12 protein-coding genes are annotated in these 13,722 nt (G+C 53.2%); 5 read left to right on the top strand and 7 right to left on the bottom strand.

Annotated features, from left to right (window positions below; translation table 11 throughout):
- Nucleotides 1-13: 13 nt before the first annotated feature.
- Nucleotides 14-1,330 carry a maltoporin gene (locus NNO04_RS00900; RefSeq protein ID WP_271443063.1) on the bottom strand — a complete coding sequence of 439 codons (1,317 nt, stop codon included), beginning with the start codon at nucleotides 1,328-1,330 and terminating at the stop codon, nucleotides 14-16.
- 75 nt (nucleotides 1,331-1,405) lie between these two features.
- A complete protein-coding gene (gene malK / locus NNO04_RS00895; protein ID WP_271443062.1) occupies nucleotides 1,406-2,515 on the bottom strand; it encodes a maltose/maltodextrin ABC transporter ATP-binding protein MalK in 1,110 nt (369 codons plus the stop codon).
- A 371-nt stretch (nucleotides 2,516-2,886) separates the two neighbouring features.
- On the opposite strand from malK, the gene malE reads away from it, so the two are divergent.
- The 3 genes from malE to malG all read left to right on the top strand — a co-directional run bounded on the left by malE (nucleotide 2,887) and on the right by malG (nucleotide 6,798).
- Nucleotides 2,887-4,077 (top strand): maltose/maltodextrin ABC transporter substrate-binding protein MalE, encoded by a 1,191-nt coding sequence (gene malE, locus NNO04_RS00890; protein WP_192613788.1) that lies wholly within the window; start codon nucleotides 2,887-2,889, stop codon nucleotides 4,075-4,077.
- A gap of 129 nt (nucleotides 4,078-4,206) precedes the next feature.
- Entirely contained in the window at nucleotides 4,207-5,751 is a 1,545-nt protein-coding gene (gene malF, locus NNO04_RS00885) for a maltose ABC transporter permease MalF (protein WP_271443061.1), read from the top strand.
- 156 nt (nucleotides 5,752-5,907) lie between these two features.
- Entirely contained in the window at nucleotides 5,908-6,798 is an 891-nt protein-coding gene (gene malG, locus NNO04_RS00880) for a maltose ABC transporter permease MalG (protein WP_162381715.1), read from the top strand.
- A gap of 128 nt (nucleotides 6,799-6,926) precedes the next feature.
- Here the strand turns inward: malG and psiE are convergent, their stop codons facing one another.
- Nucleotides 6,927-7,337 (bottom strand): phosphate-starvation-inducible protein PsiE, encoded by a 411-nt coding sequence (psiE, locus tag NNO04_RS00875; protein WP_271443060.1) that lies wholly within the window; start codon nucleotides 7,335-7,337, stop codon nucleotides 6,927-6,929.
- 141 nt (nucleotides 7,338-7,478) lie between these two features.
- Here psiE and NNO04_RS00870 point away from each other — a divergent pair, with 141 nt between their 5' ends.
- Nucleotides 7,479-7,931 carry an acyltransferase gene (locus tag NNO04_RS00870; RefSeq protein ID WP_271443059.1) on the top strand — a complete coding sequence of 151 codons (453 nt, stop codon included), beginning with the start codon at nucleotides 7,479-7,481 and terminating at the stop codon, nucleotides 7,929-7,931.
- 77 nt (nucleotides 7,932-8,008) lie between these two features.
- On the opposite strand, the gene NNO04_RS00865 is transcribed toward NNO04_RS00870, so the two are convergent.
- The 4 genes from NNO04_RS00865 to yjbE all read right to left on the bottom strand — a co-directional run bounded on the left by NNO04_RS00865 (nucleotide 8,009) and on the right by yjbE (nucleotide 11,783).
- A complete protein-coding gene (locus NNO04_RS00865; RefSeq protein WP_271443058.1) occupies nucleotides 8,009-10,105 on the bottom strand; it encodes a YjbH domain-containing protein in 2,097 nt (698 codons plus the stop codon).
- On the bottom strand, nucleotides 10,105-10,842 hold the full coding sequence (locus NNO04_RS00860; RefSeq protein WP_271443057.1) for a capsule biosynthesis GfcC family protein: 738 nt from the start codon (nucleotides 10,840-10,842) through the stop codon (nucleotides 10,105-10,107). The genes NNO04_RS00865 and NNO04_RS00860 overlap by 1 nt, the downstream gene beginning before the upstream one ends.
- On the bottom strand, nucleotides 10,839-11,477 hold the full coding sequence (locus NNO04_RS00855; protein WP_271443056.1) for a YjbF family lipoprotein: 639 nt from the start codon (nucleotides 11,475-11,477) through the stop codon (nucleotides 10,839-10,841). Before NNO04_RS00855 ends, NNO04_RS00860 begins: the two co-directional genes overlap by 4 nt.
- A gap of 63 nt (nucleotides 11,478-11,540) precedes the next feature.
- Nucleotides 11,541-11,783 (bottom strand): exopolysaccharide production protein YjbE, encoded by a 243-nt coding sequence (gene yjbE / locus NNO04_RS00850; protein WP_271443055.1) that lies wholly within the window; start codon nucleotides 11,781-11,783, stop codon nucleotides 11,541-11,543.
- A gap of 504 nt (nucleotides 11,784-12,287) precedes the next feature.
- On the opposite strand from yjbE, the gene NNO04_RS00845 reads away from it, so the two are divergent.
- Entirely contained in the window at nucleotides 12,288-13,709 is a 1,422-nt protein-coding gene (locus tag NNO04_RS00845) for an L-fucose/L-arabinose isomerase family protein (RefSeq protein WP_271443054.1), read from the top strand.
- The last annotated feature ends 13 nt before the right edge of the window (nucleotides 13,710-13,722 follow it).

Here is a 13,722-nt window from a genome sequence, read left to right as displayed (position 1 = left end):
GATTAGCGATGTATTACCACCAGATTTCCATCTGGGCACCAAAGGTGACTTCATCGTCGTCGCCACGGCTGTAGGTTGTGGTGCTGGTGTCGCTAACGGCAACGCCATTGTTGTAGCCCCATTTCTCATCCCACTTCGCATAGGTAGCGAATACGCGGATTGCCGGACGAGACCAGATGCTGTCGCCAGCCTGCCACTGTTGCGCCAGGGTGATTTTGAACTGGTCGTTGGTATCGTCGGTTTTCTGAGATTTGACGCTGTCGTAACCCACTTCCAGCAGGGTGCTCATGATTGGCGTCCACTTGAACATCGGGCGAACACCGACGGTGTACCACTCAGTACCGTTGTCGTTATCCCAGTCGATATTCTGGTACATCGCCACATACATCAGATCCCAGCGATCGCCCAGAGAGATGGCACCGTGATCGAGAATACGGGTCAGGCTACCGTTGTTGTTGAGGAAGTCCTGATCGTTATCGAAATTACCGAAGATATCCTGGCTGCGGCTACCCTGCGGAATACCTTTACCCTGAGAAGTCATCGCATCAGTGGCGTACTGCACAACAAACTTGTTGTAGCCTTTGAGCATGCTCTGCGTGTGTTCAGCAGTGAACATCCAACCGTCTTTGGTGGCGCCATCTGCAAGGTCGTAACCATCAGTCGTGTTGGCGCTGCCGTAGTCAACGCCTAATTCCAGCGTACCGCCTGGGTTAATTTCCATGCCCGCCAGACGCACGTCGAACACATCGTTCGCGGTGTCTTTCGTGGCGTCATAAACTTCGTCGCTGCTGAAAGCATAAGAACCGCCAGCTTCCTGAGAACGGGTCGCTGCCAGAGAGAGTTTACCGAAGCCCAGATCGATGTTTTCGATACCTGCACCAGGACCTGAGATATCCCAGTAGTAGAAGTCGATCATATGAACGTCGTGACGTTGGTAGAAGCGCTTACCGGCCCAAATGGTAGAGCCTGGCAGCCAGTCGATCAGGTTTTTACCCTGCACGTTCGCTTCACGGAAAGCGGGGCTGGTCGCTTCCCAGTCGTTTTGCTGTGCTACGGAGTAGGCAACGTTAGTGTCGAAGTAGAAGCTCTTATCGCCTTCTTTCCACACTTCCTGGCCCAATTTCAATTCCGCGTAGGTTTCACATTCGTTACCGAGACGGTATTTACTTTGAGCACCGGTTGCCTGAAAACATTGTTGTTCGCCGCCACTACCCGTCCAGCCAATACCGGAACGAGCATAACCATGGAAATCAACGGCCATTGCCTGAGCAGACATAACGCCTGCTGCTACGGCAACTGCCAGTGGGAGTTTGCGCAGAGTAACCATCATTCTATCTCCTGAGATCATTGCTTTTCTTTTTTTACACATCGTCTTTTGCAGACTTCGCATATTTAATGGGAGTGCTTAAACGCCCGGCTCTTGATGCAACCGACGACATGCAGTGCCATCCTCACGGAACAGATGGCAACGCTCTGGCGGCAGGCCGATAGCGAATGTGGCACCCTCTTCTACCAACACCACGTCATTCTGGCGGTACACCAGGTTTTGACGGATGGCGGGGATCTGGATATGAATTTGCGTTTCGTGACCAAGTTGTTCGACGACCTGAACCTCGCCTTCCAGGGTGACATCGGCGATATCACTGGGCAGCAGATGCTCCGGACGAATACCTAAAGACATATTTGCGCCGACCTGAACATCGCGGCTTTCAACTGGCAGCCAGACGTGTTGGTGATTCGGCAACTCCACCTGAACCTGATCAATCGCCGTCGCAGTGACTTTCACCGGCAGGAAGTTCATCTTCGGAGAACCGATAAAACCCGCCACGAAGCGGTCGGCCGGATAGTGATACAACTCCAGCGGTTTACCGACCTGTGCGACGCGCCCGGCGTCCAGCACGACAATTTTGTCTGCCAGCGTCATCGCTTCGACCTGATCGTGGGTGACGTAAATCATCGTGCGACCCAACCGTTTATGCAGACGGGAGATTTCGATACGCATCTGCACACGCAGTGCGGCATCAAGGTTGGAAAGGGGTTCATCGAGCAGGAATACGCGCGGTTCAGCCACCAGCGTACGGCCAATCGCCACACGCTGACGTTGTCCGCCAGAGAGTGCTTTCGGTTTACGTTCCAGCAGGTGCGCCAGTTGCAGCACTTCCGCCACCTGATTAACGCGTTGGTTCATCACCTCTTTTTTGGCGCCCGCCAGCTTGAGACCAAATGACATATTTTCAGCAACAGAAAGGTGGGGATAGAGCGCATAAGACTGGAATACCATGCCGACGCCACGCTCGGCAGGCGGGATGTCGTTCATCCGGTTTTCACCGATATACAGGTCCCCGCTGGTGATGGTTTCGAGTCCGGCGATCATACGTAGCAATGTCGATTTACCGCAGCCTGACGGTCCCACAAACACCACGAATTCCCCTTCGTGAATGTCGAGATTGATATCTTTCGATACCACCACGTCACCCCAGGCTTTCGTTACATTTCGCATCTGTACGCTCGCCATGCACTTCTCCCTTCGTTACAACCTGTCATCGACAGCAACATTCATCATGCCCCGACTATGCGTCATCGCCTGGCTGCGTAAATCCTCCACCCCCCGGCTTTTTTATGGGGGAGGAGGCGGGAGGATGAGAAAGCACGCTCTGAGACCGGGGTCGCAAGCGGCGGGGGAATTTCGTGACGTAGTCCGCAAAAAGCAGTGTGTTTTTATGTGCGCCAACACGCATTACTCACATTTATGCAACACAAGTCACATAAAGCGGGGGTGGGGCGTAGTGGCAAGGAGGATGGAAAGAGGTTGTCGTATAAAGAAACTAAGAACCGTTAAGCCACCTCTGAGTATCCACGAGCACTTCACCAAAAAGGATGGGGAATATGAAAATCAAGACTGGCGCACGCATCCTCGCATTGTCCGCACTGACGACGATGATGTTTTCCGCCTCGGCTCTCGCCAAGATTGAAGAAGGTAAGCTGGTTATCTGGATTAACGGCGATAAAGGCTACAACGGCCTTGCTGAAGTGGGCAAAAAATTCGAGAAAGACACCGGTATCAAAGTCACCATTGAGCATCCTGACAAGCTGGAAGAAAAATTCCCGCAGGTTGCCGCAACCGGTGACGGTCCGGACATCATCTTCTGGGCGCACGACCGTTTCGGCGGCTATGCGCAATCTGGCCTGCTGGCAGAAATTACCCCGGACAAAGCGTTCCAGGACAAACTCTATCCGTTCACCTGGGATGCCGTACGTTACAACGGCAAGCTGATTGCTTACCCCATCGCAGTTGAAGCGCTGTCTCTGATTTACAACAAAGACCTCGTGCCAAACCCGCCGAAAACCTGGGAAGAGATCCCCGCACTGGATAAAGAGCTGAAGGCGAAAGGTAAGAGCGCCCTGATGTTCAACCTGCAAGAACCGTACTTCACGTGGCCGCTGATTGCCGCCGACGGCGGTTATGCGTTCAAGTTTGAAAACGGCAAATACGACGTGAAAGACGTGGGTGTCGATAGCGCGGGCGCGAAAGCGGGCCTGACCTTCCTGGTTGATCTTATCAAGAACAAACACATGAACGCGGACACCGATTACTCCATCGCGGAAGCGGCCTTTAACAAAGGCGATACCGCGATGACCATCAACGGTCCGTGGGCGTGGTCGAACATCGACAAGAGCAAAGTAAACTACGGCGTCACACTGCTGCCAACCTTCAAAGGCAAGCCGTCTAAACCGTTCGTTGGGGTTCTGAGCGCCGGTATTAACGCTGCCAGCCCGAACAAAGAACTGGCGAAAGAGTTCCTCGAAAACTACCTGCTGACCGATCAGGGTCTGGATGTGGTGAACAAGGACAAACCGCTGGGTGCCGTTGCGCTGAAATCCTTCCAGGATCAGTTAGCGAAAGACCCGCGCATCGCCGCGACCATGGATAACGCCCAGAAAGGCGAAATCATGCCGAACATCCCGCAGATGGCCGCATTCTGGTACGCCACCCGTACTGCCGTCATCAACGCCGCCAGCGGCCGTCAGACGGTTGACGCGGCGCTGAAAGATGCACAGGGTCGTATCACCAAGTAATGCCGCAGTGCATGTGCCGGATGGCGGCATAAATGCCTTATCCGGCCTACAACTTGCTGTAGGCCTGATAAGCGCAGCGCCACCCGGCGCATTTGCCACAAGATTTCAATGCTGTAGAGGAAGATCCCCATGGATGTCATTAAAAAGAAACATTGGTGGCAAAGCGACACGCTGAAATGGTCAGTGATTGGTCTGCTGGGCTTGCTGGTGGGTTACCTTGTAGTTTTAATGTACGCACAAGGGGAGTACCTGTTCGCCATCATGACGCTGATTTTAAGCTCAGCTGGCCTGTATATTTTCGCCAATCGTAAAGCCTACGCATGGCGCTATGTTTATCCGGGAATGGCCGGTATGGGACTGTTTGTTCTGTTCCCGCTGATTTGTACCATCGCCATCGCCTTTACCAACTACAGTAGCACCAACCAGCTTTCCTTCGAACGCGCTCAGCAAGTCCTGATGGATCGTTCTTATCAGGCAGGGAAAACCTTCAATTTTGGACTGTATCCGGCGGGTGACGAGTGGCAACTGGCTCTCACCGACGGTGAAAGCGGTAAAAATTATCTCTCCGACACCTTTAAATTTGGCGGCGAGCAGAAGCTGCAACTGAAAGAGACCGACGCCCTGCCTGCTGGTGAACGCGCGAATCTGCGTGTGATCACTCAGAACCGCCAGGCGCTGACCCAGTTAACCGCCATTCTGCCCGATGACAGCAAGGTGGTCATGAGCTCACTGCGCCAGTTCTCCGGCACGCAACCGCTCTACTCGCTGGCTGACGACGGTACGTTAACGAACAACCAGAGCGGCGTGAAATACCGCGCGAATAACGACATTGGCTATTACCAGTCCATCAATGCTGACGGTGGCTGGGATACTCAGAAACTGAGTCCGGGTTATACCGTGACCATTGGCTGGAAGAACTTCACCCGCGTCTTTACCGATGAAGGGATCCAGAAACCGTTCTTCGCAATCTTCGTCTGGACGGTGGTGTTCTCCGTTCTCACCGTGCTGCTGACCGTGGCGGTAGGCATGGTACTGGCGTGCCTGGTGCAATGGGAAGCGCTGAAAGGGAAAGCGATTTACCGCGTGCTGCTGATTTTGCCTTACGCCGTTCCGTCGTTTATCTCGATTCTGATTTTCAAAGGCTTGTTCAACCAGAGCTTTGGTGAAATCAACATGATGCTGAGCGCGCTGTTTGGCGTCAAACCGGCCTGGTTCAGCGACCCGACCACTGCCCGTTCGATGATTATCATCGTTAACACCTGGCTCGGTTATCCGTACATGATGATCCTGTGCATGGGGTTGTTGAAAGCGATTCCGGACGACCTGTATGAAGCCTCGGCAATGGATGGCGCAGGCCCGTTCCAGAACTTCTTTAAGATTACGCTGCCGCTGCTGATTAAGCCGTTAACGCCGCTGATGATCGCCAGCTTCGCCTTTAACTTTAACAACTTCGTACTGATTCAACTGTTGACCAACGGGGGGCCGGACCGACTCGGCACGACCACACCAGCCGGGTATACCGACCTGCTCGTCAGCTACACCTACCGCATCGCCTTTGAAGGCGGCGGCGGCCAGGACTTTGGTCTGGCGGCGGCGATTGCCACGCTGATCTTCCTGCTGGTGGGTGCGCTGGCGATTGTGAACCTGAAAGCCACGCGTATGAAGTTTGATTAAGCCTGATTAACCAGGCGTTATTGGCGCAGCCAGTTTGGACTCGGACTGCGCGGAAAAACCGGAGCGTACACGTAGTACGTGAGGATTTTGAGCACTGCCCGGGTTCAAAATGGCAAGCAAAATAGCCTGGAGCGATGCTAAGGAGTAATGAAAATTATGGCTATGGTACAACCGAAATCTCAGAAACTGCGTCTCTTCACGACGCATCTTCTGCTGCTGATCTTCATCGCGGCCATCATGTTCCCGCTGCTGATGGTTATCGCGATTTCACTGCGCGAAGGGAACTTCGCTACCGGGAGCCTGATCCCGGAAAACATCTCCTGGGAGCACTGGCGGCTGGCGTTGGGCTTCAGCGTGGAACACGCTGATGGTCGCGTCACACCGCCCCCCTTCCCGGTTCTGCTGTGGTTGTGGAATTCAGTGAAAATTGCGGGCATCACCGCGATTGGCATCGTCACGCTCTCCACCACCTGTGCTTACGCCTTTGCCCGTATGCGTTTCCCGGGCAAAGCGACTCTGCTGAAAGGGATGCTGATTTTCCAGATGTTCCCGGCGGTGCTGTCTCTGGTGGCGTTGTACGCGTTGTTTGACCGCCTTGGCCAGTACATTCCATTTATCGGTTTGAATACCCACGGCGGCGTTATCTTCGCCTATCTGGGCGGCATTGCGCTGCACGTGTGGACCATTAAGGGTTATTTCGAAACGATCGATGGTTCGCTGGAAGAAGCGGCGGCGCTGGATGGCGCAACCCCGTGGCAGGCCTTCCGCCTGGTGCTGTTGCCACTTTCCGTACCGATTCTGGCCGTGGTGTTTATTCTGTCGTTTATCGCCGCCATCACCGAAGTGCCGGTCGCCTCTCTGCTGCTACGAGATGTGAATAGCTACACGCTGGCGGTCGGTATGCAGCAATATCTCAACCCACAAAACTATCTGTGGGGCGACTTTGCCGCCGCTGCGGTACTGTCTGCGATTCCAATCACTCTCGTGTTCCTGCTGGCGCAGCGCTGGCTGGTTAACGGCCTGACGGCAGGCGGTGTGAAAGGCTAATGCCTGGCGCTAAGTTTCATCGAAGTACCTGTGTTAAACCCGCCCGGAAACGGGCAAGCCACTGTAACCCTCAACTTACGTTATCCCTACTTGTGACTGTGATTTGGCGCTCTACGGAGCGCCTTTTTTTATTCCCGTTTTAGTCGTTTTGAATTACACAGCCACAGAGTGATCACCAGCAGCAGGATCGCCGCCGAGTAGATCAGGACATCCAGCGGGGATTTGTGATCGACGATGATCAACCGCACAATGGCCGTGATCCCGATATAGACAAAGTAACGCAGCGGAAAGTGAAAGCCTGACTGAAAATACTTAACAATCAGCGCGATAAACTCAAAATAGAGGAAATAGACCACCAGCCCTTCCACCATCTCATACTTGCTGGTTTGCTCAGGCGCGAATAGCACATCCATCAGATGCAGGGTCTCTTTACCAAGAAAGACCACCAGGATCAGACCCAGGCTCAGCAGCCCAAGATTCAGTACGGTCTGTAAGACAGTGGAGATAAACTCAACACGCGGACGAGATAGCGACGTCATAACAGCACCTCATTCTCAGTGGCGAGATTCCTGTATAACGCAAAAATGTGACAGAGATCTACATTTTTTGTTTATATTTTGTTCATGTCGCGTCAACAGGCGAACATCATTGTTTCAACCGATTTCAACGGAAAATGAAAAATGCAGTTAAAACAGTCCACCATTCGTAACGTTATCTGTGGCGAAAATGTGGTGATTTATGAACCCGCCAACCTCTACGACTGCACCCTCGGTGACAACGTCTTTGTCGGCCCCTTCGTTGAAATCCAGGCCAACTCGCGGATTGGCGCAGAGACCAAAATCCAGTCGCACACCTTTATCTGCGAATATGTCACTGTCGGTAGCCGGTGCTTTATCGGGCACGGAGTGATGTTCGCCAACGATATGTTTCGGGAAGGAAAACCCAATACCGACCGCAACAGTTGGGGGCGGATTACCCTTGGCAATGAGGTTTCCATCGGCAGCGGTGCAACGATTCTGGCCGTTAGCATCTGCGATGGTGCCGTGATTGGCGCAGGCAGCGTGGTGACAAAATCCATTACCGAGAAAGGGGTGTACGCGGGCAATCCAGCAAAATTATTACGTCGTTTGTAAATCGCCCGGTGGCACTGCGCAACCGGGCCTACAGGAGCGTAGGCCGGATAAGCGCAGCGCCATCCGGCAAAACCCCATCAACGGAAGTTGACGCTGCGATCGCTGGTCATATTGTACAGCTGGAACTTACGACCCAGTTGCTGACCGCCATCACGTGTTAACGGCGTCCAGCCGATTGCCGCGCGACTGCGGGTCGGTCCGGAGGAGAACAGATCCAACGGTACGGAAATATAGACGCCTTTGGTGAAGTCCCCTTCCCCATACTCATCCGGCGAGACATCGGTGATGGTCGCGTAACCGCCCACCACCACACCGCTGTCAAAGCGTTTGGCAATTTCCAGCGTGCCGCCTTTATCGCCCGCCAGATACTGACCGACACTCGCCTTCACCAACACATCCTGGGCAAACGGCGGCGTCCAGTAAGCCGTTAAATGCCCGGTCTTCACGCTGTAGTCGGTAAACTTCATCATGTCCTGCGCGCTACGCCAGTCACGCTGTTTCACATAGTTGGCATCCAGACCCACCGCCCAGTTGCTATCTACCGGACGGTACAGCACTTCAGCCCCTGCGCCGCCGAACATGGTCTCCAGATAACCGCCGTAAACCTGCCCGTAGAAACCGTTCCCCAGGTACTGGAAGTAGTTGGCCTGGAGATTATTGACGTAAATATCATTCTCGACGTATTCACGCACGTGGGTACGCACACGCGGTAGCTGAGAGTCGTTTGGCGGATTGGTGTAGTTAAATTTGTCGTAGTTATTGGCGATATTCGCGAACAGACTGCCGGTGGTGAGCAGATGGTCCGTTAGCCACAGATCCGCTGTTCCCATCACGCCCAGCTGATACATATAGAAGTTTTCCGGGCCGCCAATGGATTGGTTCAACACCGGATCGATGTGGAAATCAAAACGCGATTTATCGATATACCAACCCTGCTCGGTCGTCTCAGGCACCACCGGCTCTACACGTTTTTGCGCCAGAGGGGTTTCGTGCCCCAGAGGTTCGCCTTCCAGGTGACGCTTCAGGCTGGAAACCTCGGTTTCGGTTGTCACCTGCGGCATATTGAGCCGATTTTCCGTCACCCGGATCGTGCGGATCCCCTCCGGCAGATCGTTCATGATGATCCGGTTAGCGCGTTCGATCCCTTCGCGGGAGTCGCGGTATTTCACCTGTTCGCCGGTGACATACAGCGTGTCGCCTTTCACCTGAATTTTCGGATCCGTCAGCCCGGCATTGTATTTCAGCAACGTCAGTTGGTTCGCCACCACCGAGTGCTGGAGGACGGCATCCTGTGGCTCTGGCTGGTATTTTGGCCGGGCGTTATCGTTGTAAGCTGGCCGCAGATCGTTGAAGTTGGTGCGCAGCGTGACGCCAAACATGACCGTGTTGCCGCGCTCATAGCTGAGGTTAACGTCGGCCCAATCGGTAACGCGATAAATGGCGCCGACGTTAAACTTGCTTTTCTGTTCCAGCTTGCCCGCAAAATCCTGTTGATAGTTATTGCCTTCGTATTCCAGTTTCAGGCGTAGCGGTTGCCAGGGAGTCTGGTATTCCACACCGCCAAACAGCGATGCCGGGCCGTGGAACATCTCGCTGCCATCAACAGAACCCGCCTGTTTATAGCTGTTATCGCGATCGCAATATTTGTCGCTGACGGAACAAAATGGATTGCTCACATTGCCGCTGGTACCCAGATAGCCCCAGCCAAGACCCAGCGAGAAATCAAACGGTCCCCAGGCTTTGTTGGCGACGATATATTCCGCATCAAACAGGCCAGTACCGCCAATATCCCGCGCACCGACCGCCACCTGCGGCATCCAGTAGCTCTCTTCCCACAAACGGACTTTCACGTCGAAGGCTTTGTCTTTGTAAGTTTGATCGCCGGAAAATGACTCCACGCTGCTGTACTGTTTGGTACGAACGTCGGTGTAGCGCAGCGTAGTTTCCAGCCACGGGAAAAGTTGCACGGAGGCAGAGTAGTAGCGGTACTGATCGTTATCGCGATAATTCAGGCTCATCTCACCTTCCCGCGCCATGCGCGCCGTGGGCGTTTGCAAAAGCCCCACGCCGCCAAAATCAGACTGTGACGGCCCAATGGGGGCAGGAAACGTTTCGCCATGACACGCCACGCTGACGCCCAGCGCCAGGATGCTGAGCAGATGTGTTTTTTTCATTATTCGGGTATCCGCTGCGTCAGGGTATGAAGAATGTCGGCGTTAAGCGCATCAGGGGTGTGACTCCAGACGGAATCGGAAAGACCAACAAAAATAATGCTGCCGGGCATCGGCTCAACGTGGCGTTTATTCCAGTACGCCACCGGCACTTTCTGTGTCCGCCCGTCGGGATAAACGACCCAGGCATAGCTGCGATCCGCTCCATCGATCAGGTTTTGTCCTTCGAGGTAACTCACGACATCGCGACCGGGGGTAAACGGCTGGCTGCCCGGTCGGTTCACCAGACCGAACAGTGTGACGCTTGTTGGCTGCGGCCCCACCCACAGCGTGTAGTTTCCCTGCAATGGCGGATTACTTCGCTCACCGACGCGTACGGTGTCCGGATCGAGAGGGACAAATTGCCTGCCGGTCACTTTCAATGCCTGAATTTGCTGGCTCAGCACACGGATTGCGGCAGATTCACCTCCGTTATCCTCTCTCCCATACGCCGCCAGACGCGCCAACAGCGCCTGCTGCTCACGTTGCGCCGTGGCGGTCGCCTGTTCTTCGCTGATGACTGCCGCAGGCCACCAGGTGTTCGCCAGTCTGGGCTGCCCAACGAGGTCAATCAGATGTTCTGCCCCGCTCAGTGTTTTCGGCTCTGTACTGCCTGCACTGAACACCTTCACGGTGCCCGCAGCAAAGACAGATGACGCGCTCAGACTGAGGATCAGCGCCGCAATAGAGTGTTTGATCATGGTTTCGCCGCCTTAATGAGCGTGGTTTTCACCGGGAAGAAGTTGGCCCCCAGGTATTGCTCCGACTGGCGAATTTGCCCTTCGCTGTCAATCCAGTAGCGGTTATGCCAGCGTGTTTGATCCGTCGTGACGGCTTCATCCAGCACACGCACCGGCGTCTTTTCACTGCCGAGTGTGAGGGTATCAGCGCCAGCCCATGTGAAGACCGAACGGGCGGTGGCGTAACGCACCTGCTTATACTCGGTCCAGCCCATCGTGCGGGTCCACGTTGCGCCATCCCTAATCTGCAAAGGTTTTGCCAGTGGGTCAGCGGACAGATTGTTAACGTCAATGAGGTTGTCGCCGCCGAGCAGCGTTTTCACCAGACGCCCATGCTGGGTCACAAGGGTGGCCTGGTCCTGCGTCACCCATTTCTGCTGCCCGTTCTCTGCGAAAGCGAGCACCACAAACAGCTGAGGACCGCCATTAAGCTGCATATACTGGCTGGCGTAGGGCATGTTCTGAATATCATCATCCGTCAGTTGCACACCCGGCGTGCCAAACACACTTTCCCACAATGAATTACCCAACCCTTTGGTGGTGGCTGAACAGGCCTGTAGCAGCAGGCAAATAACGATCAATACAGGTCGCTTCACGACTCTTCTCCAGAGGGGCAAAATAACCACACCGAAGTGTGGTTAGAATTAAACGTACCGGTATTACTGGGTACGGGTGGTCGTGGTGGTAGTGGTCCCGGTATTAGAACCATCCCCGCCGCCGGTCGCCGCCAGTGCGACGCCCACTGCTGAACTTACGGTGCTTACGCTGGTGGCGGAGGAACTTCCCGCTGAAACCGACGTTGCTGCCGCACCTGCTGCTTCTCCCACCTGAACGGGAGCGGCCCAGGCGGAGGCTGCCGTAAGCGCAGATATAGCAAAAATGCCATACAGAACTTTTTTCATAGCTATTTCCCTTCATTGAATGAATGGAGATTTACCCAAAATAATTTCAGGCGGGATCGAGTATACACAATGAAGACAAGCGAACTGACGTGATGGGAAATAGCAACGCAGCTTTAGGATAATTAGAAAAAATGCGACTTAAAAATACAAAATTAAAATAAAAAACAGCAATAAAACAACAAATTAAAATAAATCAATCATGAGTTAAATCCTAAAAATAATTTCCTTTATTTTTCATGGCCATTATTTTTAGGATAAACCTCACCAGATAACTCTGAGAAAACCTCGCGTTCTGTCATCGCTTTTAAAGTCAACAATGCATCAGCCTGCCTGCGTATTCCCCGCTTTTACATTCATTACATCAATAAGTAAAAAGTGAGACTTCCGCTATCTCATTGACGGCGAAACTGCCATTTTCGGTAAGGTACTGTCAACCAGACAAATGTTTTTGCCCTGCCTGACGCGTACCGTTCAAAGATCTTCTTTCATTTTCTGAGGTCAGGTATGAAAAAAACAACGGTAGGTCTATTTGGGATTGGACTGGAGACGTACTGGCCGCAATTTAGCGGTTTAAAAACACAACTGGAAGGGTATCTGGCGCAGGTTGATAAAAAAATAAGCCAGGAAAATGTTACGGTGATCAATAGTGGCTTAATTGATAATGCGATAACGATGGAGGAAGCCACCGCGCGATTCGCTGAAAATAATATTGATGTGCTCGTGCTTTATATTACCACGTATGCATTAAGTTCAACGGTACTTCCGCTGGTGCAGCGGCTGAATGTTCCTGTATTAATTCTGGCGCTACAACCCGAAAAAAGCGTTCCTTGCCACACCATCAATCAACACCCTGATCGTGCCGTACGTACAGGGCAATGGCTGGCACACTGTCAGGCATGTAGCGCACCGGAGCTGGTTAATGTGTTCCAACGCGCAGGGATTCCCCACATGCTGGTTCCAGGATACCTGGACGATGACGAGGCCTGGCAGGAGGTCAATGCATGGTTAGCGGCGATTCAGGTTATTCAGTCCCTGCAAACCACGAATATTGGCGTGCTCGGCCATTATTATAACGGCATGTATGATGTTTATTCGAATATGACGAACCTGAGCGCAAAATTGGGTGTGCGTTTTACATTGCTGGAAGTTTGCGAGCTGGTGAGCGCATTATCATCAATCACCGAGACCGAGAGAGAACAAAAACGCCAGCACGTTTTTCAGTCGCTCCAGGTCGATCCTTCCTGTGAAGAAGCGGAATTACAACGTGCGATAAATACCGCGATCGCACTGGATAATATGACCCAACGTCATCGACTGGGTGCTATGGCGTATTATTACGAGGGGGCACCCGGTTCGCCGCAAGAAAACATCATCACTTCCGTGATTCTGGGAAATACATTACTCACTGAAAACGGCATCCCGGTGGCAGGTGAGTGTGAAATCAAAAATGTCATCGCCATGAAAATCCTCAGCTTATTGGGCGCTGGCGGTTCTTTTTCTGAGCCCTATGGCATTGATTTTGAAAATCAAACGGTACAGTGGGGCCATGATGGACCCGCTCATCCGTTAATGTCTGCTCAAAAAGTCAGGCTGGTGCCACTGCCGATTTATCACGGTAAACCCGGTAAGGGCGTCTCAATACAGATGACCGTCGCGCCAGGTCCGGTTACCTTTTTATCCGTGGTAGAACATCAGGATGGCCGCGTCACCCTGCAATTTGCAGAAGGTGAAGCTGTTGAAGGTGAAACGCTTGATATCGGCAATACCAACAGTCATTACCGATTCCCACTCAGCGCAAAAGAATTTACTCGCCGCTGGTGCGAAGGAGGAGCGGCACATCACTGCGCCATTGGTATCGGACATGTCGGCCACAAGCTGGAACTCATCGCAAAACAGCTTGGCATTCATAGCCTACGGATTTGTTAAAGGCTGACGATAA

Source organism: Citrobacter sp. Awk 4 (assembly GCF_028069725.1).
Taxonomy (GTDB): Bacteria; Pseudomonadota; Gammaproteobacteria; order Enterobacterales; family Enterobacteriaceae; genus Citrobacter_D.
This window is presented reverse-complemented; position numbering and strand designations above follow the sequence as displayed.